The 15036-nt window shown below is 71.7% G+C and carries 14 protein-coding genes; 4 read left to right on the forward strand and 10 right to left on the reverse strand.

Annotated elements, in window-relative coordinates; translation table 11 throughout:
• Positions 1 to 46: 46 nt before the first annotated feature.
• The 5 genes from F6W97_RS34615 to dnaG all read right to left on the reverse strand — a co-directional run bounded on the left by F6W97_RS34615 (position 47) and on the right by dnaG (position 5373).
• Positions 47 to 868 (reverse strand): ABC transporter permease, encoded by an 822-nt coding sequence (locus tag F6W97_RS34615; RefSeq protein ID WP_155374786.1) that lies wholly within the window; start codon positions 866 to 868, stop codon positions 47 to 49.
• 10 nt (positions 869 to 878) lie between these two features.
• Entirely contained in the window at positions 879 to 1634 is a 756-nt protein-coding gene (locus tag F6W97_RS34620) for an ABC transporter permease (RefSeq protein ID WP_155374787.1), read from the reverse strand.
• Complete coding sequence (locus F6W97_RS34625) at positions 1634 to 2548, reverse strand: ABC transporter ATP-binding protein (protein ID WP_155374948.1); 915 nt, start codon at positions 2546 to 2548, stop codon at positions 1634 to 1636. The genes F6W97_RS34620 and F6W97_RS34625 overlap by 1 nt, the downstream gene beginning before the upstream one ends.
• A 462-nt stretch (positions 2549 to 3010) precedes the next feature.
• Positions 3011 to 3529 (reverse strand): hypothetical protein, encoded by a 519-nt coding sequence (locus F6W97_RS34630; protein WP_155374788.1) that lies wholly within the window; start codon positions 3527 to 3529, stop codon positions 3011 to 3013.
• On the reverse strand, positions 3529 to 5373 hold the full coding sequence (dnaG, locus tag F6W97_RS34635) for a DNA primase (protein ID WP_330165000.1): 1845 nt from the start codon (positions 5371 to 5373) through the stop codon (positions 3529 to 3531). Before dnaG ends, F6W97_RS34630 begins: the two co-directional genes overlap by 1 nt.
• Positions 5374 to 5428: 55 nt before the next feature.
• Between dnaG and F6W97_RS34640 the strand changes: the two genes are divergently transcribed.
• On the forward strand, positions 5429 to 6154 hold the full coding sequence (locus tag F6W97_RS34640; RefSeq protein WP_155374790.1) for a hypothetical protein: 726 nt from the start codon (positions 5429 to 5431) through the stop codon (positions 6152 to 6154).
• A gap of 228 nt (positions 6155 to 6382) precedes the next feature.
• On the opposite strand, the gene F6W97_RS34645 is transcribed toward F6W97_RS34640, so the two are convergent.
• Complete coding sequence (locus tag F6W97_RS34645; RefSeq protein ID WP_155374791.1) at positions 6383 to 7600, reverse strand: deoxyguanosinetriphosphate triphosphohydrolase; 1218 nt, start codon at positions 7598 to 7600, stop codon at positions 6383 to 6385.
• A 225-nt stretch (positions 7601 to 7825) separates the two neighbouring features.
• Here F6W97_RS34645 and F6W97_RS34650 point away from each other — a divergent pair, with 225 nt between their 5' ends.
• Positions 7826 to 9217 (forward strand): carbohydrate-binding protein, encoded by a 1392-nt coding sequence (locus tag F6W97_RS34650; protein ID WP_155374792.1) that lies wholly within the window; start codon positions 7826 to 7828, stop codon positions 9215 to 9217.
• Positions 9218 to 9298: 81 nt separating this feature from the next.
• On the opposite strand, the gene F6W97_RS34655 is transcribed toward F6W97_RS34650, so the two are convergent.
• The 3 genes from F6W97_RS34655 to F6W97_RS34665 all read right to left on the reverse strand — a co-directional run bounded on the left by F6W97_RS34655 (position 9299) and on the right by F6W97_RS34665 (position 12315).
• Positions 9299 to 9955 (reverse strand): hypothetical protein, encoded by a 657-nt coding sequence (locus F6W97_RS34655; RefSeq protein WP_155374793.1) that lies wholly within the window; start codon positions 9953 to 9955, stop codon positions 9299 to 9301.
• A 22-nt stretch (positions 9956 to 9977) separates the two neighbouring features.
• The gene (locus F6W97_RS34660) at positions 9978 to 11237 is read right to left on the reverse strand and encodes an NAD(P)/FAD-dependent oxidoreductase (protein WP_155374794.1); all 1260 of its coding nucleotides are present in this window, start codon (positions 11235 to 11237) and stop codon (positions 9978 to 9980) included.
• 64 nt (positions 11238 to 11301) lie between these two features.
• Entirely contained in the window at positions 11302 to 12315 is a 1014-nt protein-coding gene (locus F6W97_RS34665; RefSeq protein ID WP_196279457.1) for a ferric reductase-like transmembrane domain-containing protein, read from the reverse strand.
• Between the two features lie 292 nt (positions 12316 to 12607).
• Between F6W97_RS34665 and F6W97_RS34670 the strand changes: the two genes are divergently transcribed.
• A complete protein-coding gene (locus F6W97_RS34670) occupies positions 12608 to 13339 on the forward strand; it encodes a DUF4142 domain-containing protein (RefSeq protein ID WP_155374796.1) in 732 nt (243 codons plus the stop codon).
• 109 nt (positions 13340 to 13448) lie between these two features.
• Positions 13449 to 14531, forward strand: coding sequence for a DUF1996 domain-containing protein (locus F6W97_RS34675; protein ID WP_230687229.1), 1083 nt, complete (start codon positions 13449 to 13451; stop codon positions 14529 to 14531).
• A gap of 56 nt (positions 14532 to 14587) precedes the next feature.
• On the opposite strand, the gene F6W97_RS34680 is transcribed toward F6W97_RS34675, so the two are convergent.
• On the reverse strand, positions 14588 to 15016 hold the full coding sequence (locus F6W97_RS34680; protein ID WP_155374798.1) for a hypothetical protein: 429 nt from the start codon (positions 15014 to 15016) through the stop codon (positions 14588 to 14590).
• Between the last annotated feature and the right edge of the window lie 20 nt (positions 15017 to 15036).

A 15036-nucleotide genomic window follows, 5' to 3' on the forward strand; every position in this document is an offset into this window, starting at 1 on the left:
GCGTGAGCATGATCTCGTTCACGCGCTCATTCACGCCCGAACAGGTTTAACGGCAGAGTACCGAGGTAAGGCGGCGGCTCGCCACGTACAGGCCGACAGCCAGCATGACCAGCAGGTAGGCCACATTTCCCAGCATCGACCAGCTGAGCATCCCGGTGGTGATGCCCCGGATCAGCTCCACCGCGTGGTAGAGCGGGGTAGCCGCGATCAGGATCTCGACCGGCAGCGGGTAGTCCTGCACCGGCGAGAACGTGCCGGAGAACAGGAACAGCGCGAACTGCCCGGTGCTGATCAGGTCGAAGTCCTGCCAGCCGCGGATGAACGTGCTCACCGCCATGCCGACCGCGCCGAACGCCAGCCCCACCAGCCAGGTCGCCGGGAAGGCCAGCAGCGCCCAGCCGGGCGTGGTCAGGCCCAGCGCCACCATGACGATCAGGAACGCTCCCGTGTAGAGCGAGCCGCGGATCATCGCCCAGGTCAGCTCGCCGGTCGCGATCTCCATCGGGCGCAGCGGGGTGGCCAGCATCGCGTCGTACGTCTTGACGTACTTGAACTTGAAGAAGAAGTTGAAGGTCGTCTCGGCCAGCGCGCCGGACATCGCCGAGACCGCCAGCATGGCCGGGGCGACGAAGTTCGCGTACGGCAGCACCTCGCCGTTCTTCAGCGTCAGGTCGCCGACGAGCGCGCCGACGCCGACGCCGATGGACAGCAGGTAGAGCACCGGCTCGAAGAACCCCGAGGCGAGGACCAGCCAGTACGCGGGGCCGGAGCGCAGCGCTCCGACGTTGCGGTTGATGACCGCGCCCACCCGGGCGGGCGAGAGCCGGTTGCCGCGGGCTACCCGCGCGACGGCGTACGTGGTGACCATGTTCGTCCCCTCAGTCCGAGAGCCGTCGGCGGAAGGCGCGCAGCGCCAGCAGGTAACCCAACCCGGCCCAGGCCAGCAGGTACGCCAGGTGCGCGGCGACGGGCCAGGGCGGCGCAACGCCCAGCGTGGCCGCGCGGCACAGCTCGACCGCGTGCCACAGGGGCGACGCGTACGCCAGCGGCCGCAGCAGCGCGGGCAGCTGCGACACCGGGAAGAACACCCCGGCGAACAGCGTCGACGGGATCACCAGGAACCGGAACAGCAGCGCGAAGTAGCTGTCGTTCTCGATCGTCGCCGCGAACGCCGAGGTGGGCGCCGAGACCGCGACCCCGAGCAGCGCGCACACGAACGGCGTGAACACCACCCACGGCGAGTGGATCGCCCCGAACAGCGCGCTGACCCCGAGGAACACCACCGAGGCGATGACCACCCGGAACATGATGTACAGCTGGTAGCCGGAGATCATGTCGGCGATGCGCACCGGGGTGGCCCGCATCGCGTGATAGCCGCGGACCCACTTGAAGTCGCCCAGCACCGGGAAGGTGGACTCCCCCACCGCCATCTGGAACGCGGTCGAGGCGAGCACCCCCGGCACGATCCAGTCCAGGTAGCTGACGCCGTCGACGCCGCTGATGTGGCCGCCGACCCCGATGCCGATGCTGAGCACGAACAGCACCGGCAGGATGAACGACGAGAAGACCGAGGCCTGCCAGAGCCGCCGGTACGAGACGATCGCGCGGTTGAACACCGCGAGTGTGCCGTCCATCAGTCGACCAGCGTCCGGCCGGTGAGGATCAGGAACACGTCCTCCAGGGTCGAGCGGCGCACCAGCACGCTGGACGGGGTGAAGCCGCGCCGGTGCACCTCGTTCACGGCCGCGTCGCCGTCGTCGCTGTAGAGCAGCAGCCGATCGGGCAGCGGGTCGAGGCGCTCCCCGATGCCCGCGAGCTTCTCCACGTACGTCGCCGGGGCGTCGTCGCCGAAGCGCAGCTCGACGACCTCGCGGGTGGAGTACGTCTCGATGAGGTGGCGCGGCGAGCCCTCGGCGACGATCTTGCCGGCGTCCATCACCACGAGCCGGTCGCACAGCTGCTCGGCTTCGTCCATGTAGTGCGTGGTCAGCACGAGCGTGACGCCCCGCTGCTTGAGCCGGAACAGCCGCTCCCACAGCAGGTGGCGGGCCTGCGGGTCGAGGCCGGTGGTGGGCTCGTCGAGCAGCACCAGGTCAGGCTCGTTGATCATGGCGCGGGCGATGGAGAGCCGGCGCTTCATGCCGCCGGACAGCGGGTCGACCGTGCTGCCGGACTTCTCCGTGAGCTGCACGAACTCCAGCAGCTCGGCGGCGCGGCGGCGGCCCTCGGCGCGCGGGATGCCGAAGTAGCGCGCATAGGTGGTCAGGTTCTCGAACACGGTGAGATCCGGGTCGAGGTTGTCGGTCTGCGGGCACACGCCCAGCCGACCGCGGATCGCGGGCCCCTCACGCACCGGGTCCATGCCCAGAATGCGCAGCTCACCGGCGGTCGGCGTGGAGACACAGCCGATCATGCGCATGGTGGAGGATTTGCCGGCGCCGTTGGGGCCCAGGAAGCCGAACGCCTCGCCGGGCGCGACCTCCAGGTCGATGCCGTCCACCGCAGTGAAGTCGCCGAACCGCTTGACCAGTCCGCGGGCATGGATCATCGGGGGTCGTTGGTCACTCACGCGGCGACCCTATCCCCGCCCTCCGACAAACTCGCGCCCTTTTCCCGATTTATCGATCACCATGCCTGCCACCGCGCCCACGCAACGGCGCAAGATCGCCGTTTCGTGTCAGAACCTGTGGTCAGACCTCACTTCTCGACACAAAACAGCGATCTTCGCGGCCGCCCAAGTTGGAAGGGCACCTTTCACTGCGCATGGCGTTAAGAAGGTGCCCTTCCTTCGCTCGCCACCGGCGCGGAAGCGCGACGGGCCCGGGAAGCTGCACCAGCTCGCCTCAGGCGGGGGCGCGGGAGCTGTGCCCAGGTCGCCTAGCGCGGGCGTGCAGGAGGTGCGGTCAGAGGTCGCGGGCGCGCGGGCGCACGGGAGGTGAGGTGCGGTCAGAGGTCGCTAGCGCGGGGGGTGCGGGCGCGCGGGGGGGGTGCAGGCGCGCGGGGGGTGCGGTCAGAGGTCGCCGAGGTCGCCTCGGGCGGCGGCGATGAGCTGGTCGGTCGCGGCGACGACCGCCGGATCTTCCCCGTCCGTTCCGGCGTCGTAGCGGACGGTCCAGCTCAGGCCGTCGACGCCGGGCACCCGCCGGGCGAAGATCCAGGCGCCGCCGCCGGGCAGCTCGTGGTGCTGCGGCTGCTGCACCGAACTGGTCACCCGCAGGCGCACCTGGTGCGGCAGGTGGTGCGGATCGGCGAGCTTGAGGCGCACCGGCGTACCGTCGGCGACCACCTCGTAGCCGGCCCGCTCCGCGACGACCTCGGCCGGGGTGACCACCAGCGCCTCGCCGTCCCAGACCGCCTTGTCGATGCGGTGCCAGCCGGTGCGCTGCTCGTCCCACCACAGCCCGAGGTTGGTCGCGACCACGGTGTCCTCGTCCATCGGGGCCCAGGCCAGCACCCGCTCGTCGGCGGCCAGCAGCGGACGGCGCTCCGCGGGCAGCGTGCGCCGCCCGCCGAACAGTGAAAACTTCATCAGAGCCCTCCGGCGGCCTTCTCCTTGAGCGCCCGGGAGTGCTGCTCCAGGGCGACGAGCTCGGTGAAACGCGCCCGGTATTCGTCGGACTCGGTCACCGGGTTGATCCGCTGCAGCCGCGACTTGACCTCGCCGATGCGCTGGTTGAGCCCGGCGAGCTGCAGGCGGGCCAGCACGACGTGCAGGTAGCCCGAGTCCGGCTCGCCGTCGTAGCGCACCGGCTCGACGGCCAGCTCCAGGACCAGCATCTGCGCGGCCAGATCCGCGCAGGCGTCGCGCACGCTGTTGACCCAGCCGGCTCCGGCCACCCCGGCGCAGGCCCCGCCCGCGGCGGCGATCGCCATCCGGACCTCCCGGTACGGCGGGTGCGCGTAGAGGGTCTCGTCGACCGCGTCGAACACCGGCCCGGCCAGCACCGGCTGCTGGATCGCCAGCTTCAGCGCCTCCCGCTCGACCACCAGGCGCGGGCTGTCGGGGGCGACCGCGGCGGGCCGGGGGGCGGGCACGTTCGCGCCGTCGGCGGTGCGGATCGCCGTGCGCACCTGGTCGACGTCGACGCCGAGGTCCCCGGCGAGCTTCTGCGCGTACCCGGTGAGCAGGGAACGGTCCTTGATCTTCGCGACCATGGGGGCGGTGGTGCGCAGCGCGGCGACCCGGCCCTCGACCGTGTCCAGGTCGTAGCGGGCCAGCGTGGAGCGCAGCGCGAACGCGATCAGCGGCTCGCGCCGCGCGACCAGGTCGCGCACGGCCAGGTCGCCCCGGGCCAGGCGCAGCTCGCAGGGGTCCATGCCGTCCGGGCTGACCGCGATGAACGTCTGCCCGACGAAGCGCTGGTCGTCGCCGAACGCGCGCAGCGCCGCCTTCTGCCCCGCGGCGTCGCCGTCGAAGGTGAAAATGATCTCCCCGGCGTACGCGTCGGTGTCCAGCAGCAGCCGCCGCAGCACCCCGATGTGGTCCGCGCCGAACGAGGTGCCGCACGTCGCCACGGCCGTGGTCACCCCGGCCAGGTGGCAGGCCATCACGTCGGTGTACCCCTCGACGATCACCGCCCGGCCCTGCTTGGCGATCTCGCGCTTGGCCTGGTCGATGCCGTAGAGCACGTGCGACTTCTTGTACAGCGGCGTCTCGGGGGTGTTCAGGTACTTCGGGCCGTCGTCGTCGTCGAACAGCTTGCGCGCCCCGAAGCCGATCACGTCGCCGGAGACGTCCCGGATCGGCCACAGCAGGCGCCGGCGGAACCGGTCCACCAGGCTGCCCGAGCGGGCCTGCCGGGCCAGCCCGGCGGTCTCCATCTCGGCCGCGCTGAACCCCCGCCCGCGCAGGTGCTTGACCAGCAGATCCCACTCCACCGGGGCGAACCCGCAGCCGTAGCGCTGCGCCGCGTCCCGGTCGAAGCCCCGCTCGGCGAGGAACTCCCGGGCCGCCCGCGCCCCCGGCGTGAGCAACTGCTCGGCGTAGAACTCCTGGGCCGCGGCATGCGCGGCGACCAGGCGCTGACGCTGGCCGTGCTGCGGGCGCTCGACCGCCGGGCCGCCCTCGATCCGGCGCAGCTGGATGCCCGCCCGGTCGGCGAGGCGCTCCACGGATTCGATGAAGCTCAGGTGATCGATCTTCTGGACGAAGTTGATCACGTCGCCGCCCTCGCCGCAACCGTGGCAGAACCACACGTTGCGGGCCTGGGAGACGGTGAACGACGGGGTCTTCTCGTCGTGGAACGGGCACAGGCCCTTCAGGTTGCCGCCGCCCGCGTTCTTCAGGGTGACCTGCTCACCGGCCACGTCCACGATCGAGCTGCGCTCGCGTACGAGCGCGATGTCCTCATCACGGATCCGACCCCCGGCCATGCGGTACATCCTGCCAGGGGACGCCACGCGGGCGCACAGCCGATACCGTGCGATCGTGGCCCTTCCCACTCCCGCACCCGACGCCGCCCGCCGCGCCGCCGACGACATCGAGCTCACCGTCGCGCTCGCCGAGTACACCAAGATCCTCGAAATGCGCCGGGCGGTCAGCGACCAGGCCCACAACCGGTACAACTTCTTCCTGGTCATCGCCACCGCCGTGGCCGCGGTCTCAGCCGGCCTGCTCGGCAGCAACATCGACGACAACGTGAAGGTCGGCGCCGTGGCGACGCTCGGCACGCTGGTGCTGCTGATGGGCCCGGCCGTGTTCGCCCGCCAGCTGCGCTACACCGGCGCCTCCCAGCGCTACGGCCTCGCTGAGCAGACGCTGCGCACCTACCTGCTCCGCCGCGCCCCGGACCTGGTCCGATTCGTCCTGTTGCCCACCCTCGACGACGCCGGACTCTTCCCGCCCCCGGCTAGCCCTCGCCGCCGGCGGCTGCGTGACGCGGTCGGCCTGGCCGCGACCATCGGCCTGGTCAACAGCGCCCTGTTCGCGATGGGTGGCGGCCTGCTCGCAGCCGCCGCGCGGCTGCCCGGCTGGGCGGTCATCGCACTCGCCCTCGCGCTGTTCGCCGCCGCCGCAGCGGGCCACTTCTGGTGGATCGGCCGCACCGCCCGCACCAACGCTGCCGAAAACCGGAAGCTCCTGGCCGCCCGTGCCCTCGCCAACCCGTCTATCCCGGATATACCGGACCAGCTCGCGCCGGATCAGGCTCCGTAGCACCGCGAAGATCGCTGTTTCAGGTCAGAAGATGCGGTCCGACCGCAGATTCCGACCCGAAACAGCGATCATGAGCGCCTCAGCGGGCGGCGCGACGCCGAACGGGGCGTCGGCGGTCAGGCAGCGCCGGTGGCCGGGCAGCACGGTCAGGTGCCGGTTGTCAGGTGGCGGCGACCAGGTGGCGTGGTCAGGTGGCGGTGACCAGGTGGCGTGGTCAGGTGGTGGCGGTCAGGCGGTGGGGGCGGTCAGGTGCTGGTGCCAGGCCTGGGCGGCAGTGTCGGTGAGGGAGGCGACCTGGTCGACGACGACGCGGCAGCGGGCCGTGTCGTCGGCGGCCTCCCGCCACAGCGGGGCGAAGACCGGGTCCAGCTCGTCGGGGGCGCGGTCGGCGAGCAGCCGGATCAGGTCGCGCAGGATCTGGCGCTGCTGGTCGTACCAGGGCTCCATACCGCGGCGGCGCATCACGTACCGCAGGGCGATGCCCTTGAGCAGGGCGCAGCGGATGCGGGCGGTCGCCGGCACGATCAGGTCGGCGTCGTAACGGCGCAGCGTGCCGTCGCCGTACTTGTCCCGGGTGGCGTCGACCGCGGCGGCCACGAACCGTCCGGTCAGGACGCTGGTGCAGCGCTTGAGCGCCAGCTGCGCCTTGAACGAGCCGTCGTACCCGGCCAGCGGCGCGACCACGGGATCGGCCAGCAGCTCGATCAGGGCCTCGTGCAGGAGTGCCGGAGACTCGGACGAGTACACCTGTGCCACGTCCGCGCACAGCGCGGCCCGCTCGTCGGCGTCCAGCAGCAGCGGCTGCAGCTCGATGAAGCCGGAGTAGAGGCCGTCCTCCACGTCGTGCACCGAATAGGCCACGTCGTCGGACCAGTCCATGACCTGCGCCTCCAGGCAGCGCCGGTCGTCGTCGGGCGCGCCCCGGCGGATCCAGTCGAAGACGGGGCGGTCGTCGGCGTACACCCCGAACTTGCGGGTGCCCTCGCGGCGCGGCCACGGATACTTGCAGGTCGCGTCCAGCGAGGCCCGGGTGAGGTTGAGCCCCGCGCCCTCCACCTTGGCCTCCAGCCGGGTCAGCACCCGCAGCGTTTGCGCGTTGCCCTCGAACCCGCCCCAGGCCCGGCTGACCTCGTCGAGCGCATCCTCACCGTTGTGCCCGAACGGCGGATGCCCCAGGTCATGGGCCAGCCCGGCGACGTCGACGACGTCCGGGTCGCAGCCCAGCCGGGCGCCCATCTCGCGGGCGATCTGCGCCACCTCGATCGAGTGCGTCAGCCGCGTACGCAGGAAGTCGCCGCTGCCCGCGGTGTGCACCTGGGTCTTGGCGGCCAGCCGCCGGAACCCGGCCGAGTGCAGCACCCGCGCCCGGTCGCGCTCGTAGGGGCTGCGACCGAAACCCGTGTCCTTCGAAGGCTCGGGGATGAACCGCTCGCTGGGATCGACCATCAACCAAGACTACTGACCGCGGTCCGCTTTATCGCGCACGCGCGGTGAACGTCAGCCGACCGGCACCCTCCACGTTGGCATCGATGGTTATTGACATTCATGTTGCGGGCACGTTAAGTGGTGAAGCAAGAGAGCGCTCTCACAACCCGTCCACGGACCAGGTCCGCCGCCCATGCCCACCCTCGGCGTGCGGGCCACCCTCTTCCCCAGGAGGAGAAAGCCCTGATGAGCACGCGATTCTCCACCCGACGCAAGGCGACCTTCGCGGCCGGACTGGCCGTCCTGGTCGCCGCGGCCGCCGCCGCGGTCAACGCGATCCCCGCCCACGCCTCGCTGCCCGGCACGCCCTCGGGCTGGCAGCTGGTGTGGAGCGACGACTTCAACGGCGCGAACAACACGCTGCCGTCGTCCAGCAACTGGATCATCGACACGGGCACGTCCTACCCGGGCGGCCCCGCCCAATGGGGCACCGGCGAGATCCAGACGTACACCAACAGCACCAGCAACGTCCGCCACGACGGCGCGGGCAACCTGCTGATCACGCCGATCAAGAGCGGCTCCAGCTGGACCTCGTCGCGTATCGAGACGGTCCGCACCGACTTCAAGCCCGCGGCCGGGCGCACCCTGCGCATCGAGGGCCGGATCCAGATGCCCAACGTCACCGGGGCCGCGGCCGCCGGCTACTGGCCCGCGTTCTGGGCGCTGGGCGCGCCCTACCGGGGCAACTACCAGAACTGGCCGGGCGTCGGCGAGTTCGACATCATGGAGAACGTCAACGGCATCAACTCGGTGTGGGGCGTGCTGCACTGCGGCGTCGCACCCGGCGGGCCGTGCAACGAGTTCAACGGCATCGGCGCGAGCCGCGCCTGCCCGGGCAGCAGCTGCCAGTCGGCGTTCCACACGTACCGCTTCGAGTGGGACCGCACCAACGAGAACGCCCAGCAGCTGCGCTGGTACGTCGACGGGACGCTGTTCCACACCGTGAACCAGAGCCAGGTCGGCTCGTACTGGTCCGCGATGACCTCGCACGCCGGCTACTTCCTGCTGCTCAACGTGGCGATGGGCGGGGCGTTCCCGAACGGCGTGGCGGGTTCGGCGACGCCGACCGGCAGCACCGTGTCGGGCCAGCCGATGCGGGTCGACTACGTGGCGGTCTACCAGACCACGGGTGGCACCACGCCGCCGTCGTCGCCGCCGGCCAGCCCGCCGCCGGGCGGGGGCAACCGGGACGCGTACGCCAACATCCAGGCCGAGAGCCGCAACGCCCAGACGGGCACCACGATCTACGAGGGCTACTACGTCGGCAGCATCGGCAACGGCGACAACCTGCGCTTCGACGGGGTGAACTTCGGTTCGCCGACGCCGCTGGACTTCGTCACCCGGGCCGCCTCGGGTGCCGCGGGCGGCATCAGCGGGCTGGTCGAGGTGCGGATCGACAGCCCGTCCAATCCGCCGATCGGCAGCTTCGCCATCGCCAACACGGGCGGCTGGACGAGCTGGCGGGAGATCCCCGCGAACGTGAGCGGGGTGACCGGCACCCACACGGTCTACCTGACCTTCACCAGCGGTCAGCCGAACGACTACGTGAACATCGACTGGTTCCGCTTCCGGCGCTGACCGATCCGGTGTGGCCCGTGGGAGGGCGTGGCAGGCAATGCCGCGCCCTCCCACCGAGGGGCCGATTCAGGCAGTGCCGATTCAGTACGTGTACCCGCTGTCCCCGGACGGGGAGGCGGCCGCGGCGGGCGACGCCGGGGCGTCCGGCGAGGCATCCGCGCCGGGCGGGGGCACCGGCACGGGCGTCGCGGTCGGCAGGCAGGTCAGGTTCTTCTTGCCGGTAGGCGCGACGACGAACCAGACGCCGCCGACGGCCTGGCCCTTCCACTGCCCGGCCTTCTTGTCGCCCAGGTAGCGGTAGAGCGGCCAGCCGGCCAGGGTGACCTGGGTGGCCCCGTCCTCCCGCTCGACCGTGCCGACGAGCTTGGCGTCCAGCCCGGTCAGCTTCAGGTTCTCGTCGACCAGCACCGGCGGCCAGACCGCCGCGCAGTCTCCGGAGCAGTTGGAGGCGGGCGGATCGGCGGTGTCCTTGTCGAACCGGTAGAGCACGAAGCCGTCGGCGTCGGTGACCACGTCGCCCATCTTGGGGATCTTCTTGCCGCGCAGCTCCGCGGTCGGCACGCCGACGGCGGCGACGACGGACTCGGCGGCGGGCTCGTTGCCCGCCGGCCCCAGCGGTGACGGTGCGGGCTGGGTGAGCGGCGCAGGGCCGTCGCGCAGGCCCGCGCAGGCGGTCATGGCGCCCAACGGGACCAGCAGCAGTGAGGCTGCGAGTACGACACGAACACTTCGAAGCATCGGGACTTTCCCTTCTCTCGGCTCAGCCGACCAGGCTCAGGCGGCGCTGGTTCGGGATGACGGCGGGCAGCGACACGAGCGGGCGGGCCGGGCCCGCCTCCCGCATCGCGCGGGCGAGCGTGGTGAACTGCCGCGGCGCGTTGACCGCGACCACGCCGGAGGTCACACCGCCCCGGCGGTGGGCGGCGAGCACGCCGCCCCGGGCGATGTCGCGGCGGCCGGGGCGCAGTTCGGTGACGGCGACCTCCTCGGCCTGGTCGAGGCGGCCGCAGACCTGGATGCGCAGCCCGAACAGGTCGGACCAGTAGCGCGGCAGGACCCCGACGGCGGGGGCTGCGCGCGAGCCGGACAGCAGCGTGCGGGCCGCGGCCCGGCCCAGCTCCATGGCGGCGATCCACTGGTCGACGCGGGCGGGCTTGTCGCCGTACCAGGCGTTGGGCCAGCGGGCCACGGCCCCGGCCGCGACGACCCGGTCCACGCCCTGCACCCGCAGGCTCTCGTCGCAGAGCAGGCCGTCGGTGGTGTCGGCGTGGCGGGCGGTGAACCAGTCGGTGTCGGGCCGTTCGCCGAGCGTGGCGATGACCAGATCGGCGTCGACGTGCGAGCCGTCGTCGAGGTCGAGCCGCCAGCCGCGGCGGCCCCGGGACAGGTGCTTGACCCGGCGGCCGAGGCGCATGCGTACGCCTTCGTGGCGCATCGTGTCGGCGATCAGCCCGCCCGTGACGGAACCGACGGCACGTGTCATGACCTGGGGATTCGAGTCGATCATGATGCATTCGCGGGCTAGTGAGCGCACCACGTAGGCGGCCTCGCAGCCGGTGAGACCCGCGCCGACGACGGCCACCCGCCGTGCCCGGCGCAGGTCGGCGGCCAGGCTGAGCGCGTCGTCGAGGCTGTGCAGGCTGTGCAGGCCGGGCTCGCCGACCGGCCAGCCGTCCGGGATGACCGGGCGGGCCCCGGTCGCGACGATGAGGGCGTCGTACTCGTACATCTCGCCGGTCTGGGCGTAGACGATCTGGCGTTTGGCGTCGAGTTCGGCGGCCACCCGCCCGGTCAGCCAGCGCGCGGAGGCGTCGGTGGACAGGTGCACCTCGTCCGGCCGCTGACCGGTGAGCAGCCCTTTCGAGCAGGCTGGCCGGTGATACGGCGGGTGGGACTCGCCGGCCAGCACGGAGACCGCGCCGGTGAACCCGAGCCGGTCCAGCTCCTCCACCGCCGCCACCGCGGCACGCCCGCCGCCGACGACGACGACCCGGTCCAGGTCTGATGTGCGGTGCCTCATGCCTGCTCCTCGTTCCGCCCGCCACCGGTGTGGCGAAGCCGGACGGTCCACTCGCGGTGCTCGGTCACGGCTGTTCCTCGTTGGCCAGGTCGGCGACGTGGAAACGGTCGCGCGCGCCGGCGGCCCGGTGCGAAGCCCGGCTGTGCCGCCGGGACTGCCGGAACTCGTCGAGTTCGGTGGCGGGTTCGAAGGTGGTGCGGCCCGGCGGGCGGAGGTCGGCGAAGTCGTCGGCGGGTGGTGTCTCGGCGCGCTCGCGCTGGCGCACGATGAGCGGGGTCACCGGCGCCGGGGGCGCGGCCGGGGCGGCCCCGGCCGGACGCCGGACGGTGATGGCGCGGGCCGGGCAGACCTCGACGGCCCGGACCACCTCTTCGAGGCGGTAGGCGGGCGGGGCGGCGGTGTAGTCGAGCCGCCCGTCGCTGCGCAGGCTGAACACGCTGGGCGACTCCTGCTCGCAGAAGCCGAACCGGGCGCATTTCACCGGGTCCACGTCGACCACCAGGCTGTCACGCGGCTGCTCGGGGCGCACGACGGCGAGCACGTTGTCGGACTCGACCCGGCGGTTGCGGCGCGGCCAGGTGGTGAACCACAACGCGACCGTCGCCAGCCAGGCCGTGTACACCGGCCCCCAGACCCAGGCCGGGCCGGTGTCCGTGCCGGAGATCAGCACGTGCGCCGAGACCAGCGAGAACCCGACGTAGGTGGCCATGTGCACGGCGCGCCAGCGGCTGAACCCGAGCCTGCGCTGGATCACGATCGAGATCGCACCGGCCAGCACCAGTTCCAGGCCCAGCACGCCGGCGCCGACGCCGACGGGGTCATGGGTGTCCACGAACGGCACGACCACCTCGACCAGGCTGATGGTGCCGTTCGGCACGGCGAGCTGGGCGATCCCGTGCACCAGGCCCAGCGTCAGCCCCACCAGGGCGACGCCCTGATGGGCGGCGTACGCCACGGATCGGCGGATCCGGCTCAGACCCCATCCGTTGCGCAACGCGACGCCGCCGAGCACTGCCAGCCAGAGCAGCCCGAACGACGTGAATCCCACCGTCGCGGCGATGACATGAGTACTCTCCATAACCGTCCCGCTACTCTGTCGAATAAGCGTTAATGGCATCGCGAATAAGCTCTACGATCCCTTTGGGACGACACCTTCAACCCTTTACGGCACAATGTCAATGCCTGCGACCACATCGCGGACGCCCGGTGCGAACTGGGCACACTAATTTAGTTCCGTCCTATGCGGACCCTAATAACGGCTTAACAAAGCCTCCGGGGATTGACTGGGGAGCACGGGTCCCGCATAGGCTCCTGGCGCCGCCAATCAGGTAGTCGCATCAAGTATTCGGGCGAACACGGAAAGGTGTCTGATGGACATTCGCCTCGCCCGGACCGCTGCGGTGGCAGCGCTCGCGGCCCTCATGGTCGCGGTGGCGCTCACCCCGCCGCCGGCCGGCTCCGCCGCGTACGCCGACGAACCCGGTCCCGGCTGGACCGTCACCGAGTTCGGGCCGCTCGGTCCCGCCGACCGGGACCTGCTGGTCCGGGTACGCCTCGCCGGGCTCTGGGAGGCCCCCGCCGGCAAGCAGGCCCAGGACCGGGCCCGCAGCGACAAGGTCAGAGAGATCGGCCACCACATCAGTGCCGAGCACATCGCACTGGACGCCGAGGTGCTCAAGGTCGCGGCGCAACTGCAGGTGGCGGTGCCCGACCGGCCCAACGCCGAGCAGCAGGGCTGGCTCGACGAGCTGAACGGACTGCGCGGCGAGACGTGGGACAACGTCTTCATCGCCCGACTGCGCGTCGCGCACGGCAAGGTCTTCAGCGTCGTCGCGGCGGTCCGCGCGGGCACCCGCAACGAGGTGATCCGCGAGTTCGCCCAGAAGGCCGTGACGATCGTGATGCGGCACATGACGTACCTGGAGAGCACCGGACTGGTCGACTACAGCTCGTTGCCCGCACCCCCCACCCCGGCCGCCGCGCCGAACTCCGCCGCGGGCCCCCGCACCGGCGGCCCGCCCGACCCGCTGATCTGGCTGATCCTGGCGACCTCGCTGGCCGTGGGCGCGGTGACCACCGCCCGCATCCGACACCCCCGCTGACCCGGCCGCGGTCGCCGCCCCCGGCGGCCGCGTCCGGTGACCCACCTCCCGGAAGGACACCCCGATGGCACGCAGTCACTCCCCCCGGCACCGGATGGAACCTCGCGCGATGCGATTACTGGCCGCGGTGATCGTGCTGATCGCCGCGACGGTGCTGGCCACCATCAGCCAGGTCTCGCAGGCCGCGACCGGCGACGGCGCCACCCCCGCCGCAGAGGTCCCGGCGGCGCTCGCCGCGGCCGCCCGTATCCCGAACGACCAGGGCCCCGACGCCGAATGCACCCGGCCGCGCTCGCCCGCGCGCTGCCACGCCCCGACCGGCCCGGCCGTCGACAGCGACTTCGTCGACATCCGCTCGATCGCGCCGAATGTGCGCGAGCGCCGCGCGACCCCGGAGGGCTCGGCGGGCACGTTCACCTCGCTGTGCGGCCGCAACCTCAACGACCACCGCAACCCCGACAACTTCATCGTCGCGCCGGGCGTCAGCAACGGCGCCCACCACACGCACGACTACGTGGGCAACCTGTCCGCCGACGGCAACTCCACCAACGAGAGCCTCGCCGCGGCGGGCACCACCTGCCGGCGCAACGACCTGTCCACCTACTACTGGCCGGTGCTGCGCCAGCGCGGCACCACCGGCGAGGACGCGACCGCCGACGGCGGCGGCAACGACGGCAACATCGGACGCATCCTGCGCCCGGCTTCGGTGCGGCTGGAGTTCCGCGGCAACCGCTTCGCGAAGGTCACCGCGATGCCGGACTTCATCCGCCTGATCACCGGCGATGCCAAAGCGGTCACCAACGGCCCGACCAACGCCAAGGCGCAGTGGACCTGCACCGGCTTCACCAACCGCCGCACCACCAAGTACCCGCTGTGCCCGCGGGGCAGCCAGGTGCAGCGGGTGCTGGACTTCCCGAGCTGCTGGGACGGCGTCAACGCCGACAGCGCCAACCACCGCGCGCACGCGATCTTCCCCGACGCGGACGGGCGTTGCCCGGAGGGCACCAAGCCGATCGCGCAGCTGCGCATGACGCTGACCTACAGCGTGCCGCGCGGGCGGTCGTTCGCGCTGGACACGTTCCCGGAGCAGAACCACAGCCCGCTCACCGACCACGCCGACTTCGTCAACGTGATGCCGGACCAGCTGGTCACGTTCGCGACCGACTGCATCAACCGGGGCCGCCGCTGCTGACCCGGCCCGAGATCAGGGGGTACGCGACCGCATCCGCGTACCCCCTCTTTGCGTGTCTAGGCGGTGGCGACCGGCGGGAGGAGCAGGGCCGGGCGGGGCCAGACGCCGAGGGCGAGCAGGGCGACGGTGGCCGTGCCGCCGAGCAGCAGCGGCGTCAGGCCGACGTCGAGAGCGAACACGAAGACCAGCCCGAACTGTCCCATCATCATCGCTCCCCAGGCCCTGATCGCGGTGACGGTGTAGAGCCGGGCGACGTCGGAGCGGCGGATCCGGGCGGCGATCGGCGCGGCGGGCAGGTAGATCACCGCACTCAGCACCGCGGAGCCGAGGAAGGCCAGCAGGGCGGTGGTGCTCCAGCCGAAGGTGAACCCGCCCAGGGCGACCGTGGCGATGAGGGTGAAGAACGCGTAGACCGAGGCGAGCGCGACCACGATCCACCGGAGGACGGTGATGTGGGTGCTCAGCCGGGGGTCGAGAGAGGACATGAGCGAGTTTAAGGGGGTAC

This window comes from Catellatospora vulcania (genome assembly GCF_009720385.1).
In the GTDB taxonomy this organism is placed as follows: Bacteria; Actinomycetota; Actinomycetes; order Mycobacteriales; family Micromonosporaceae; genus Catellatospora; species Catellatospora vulcania.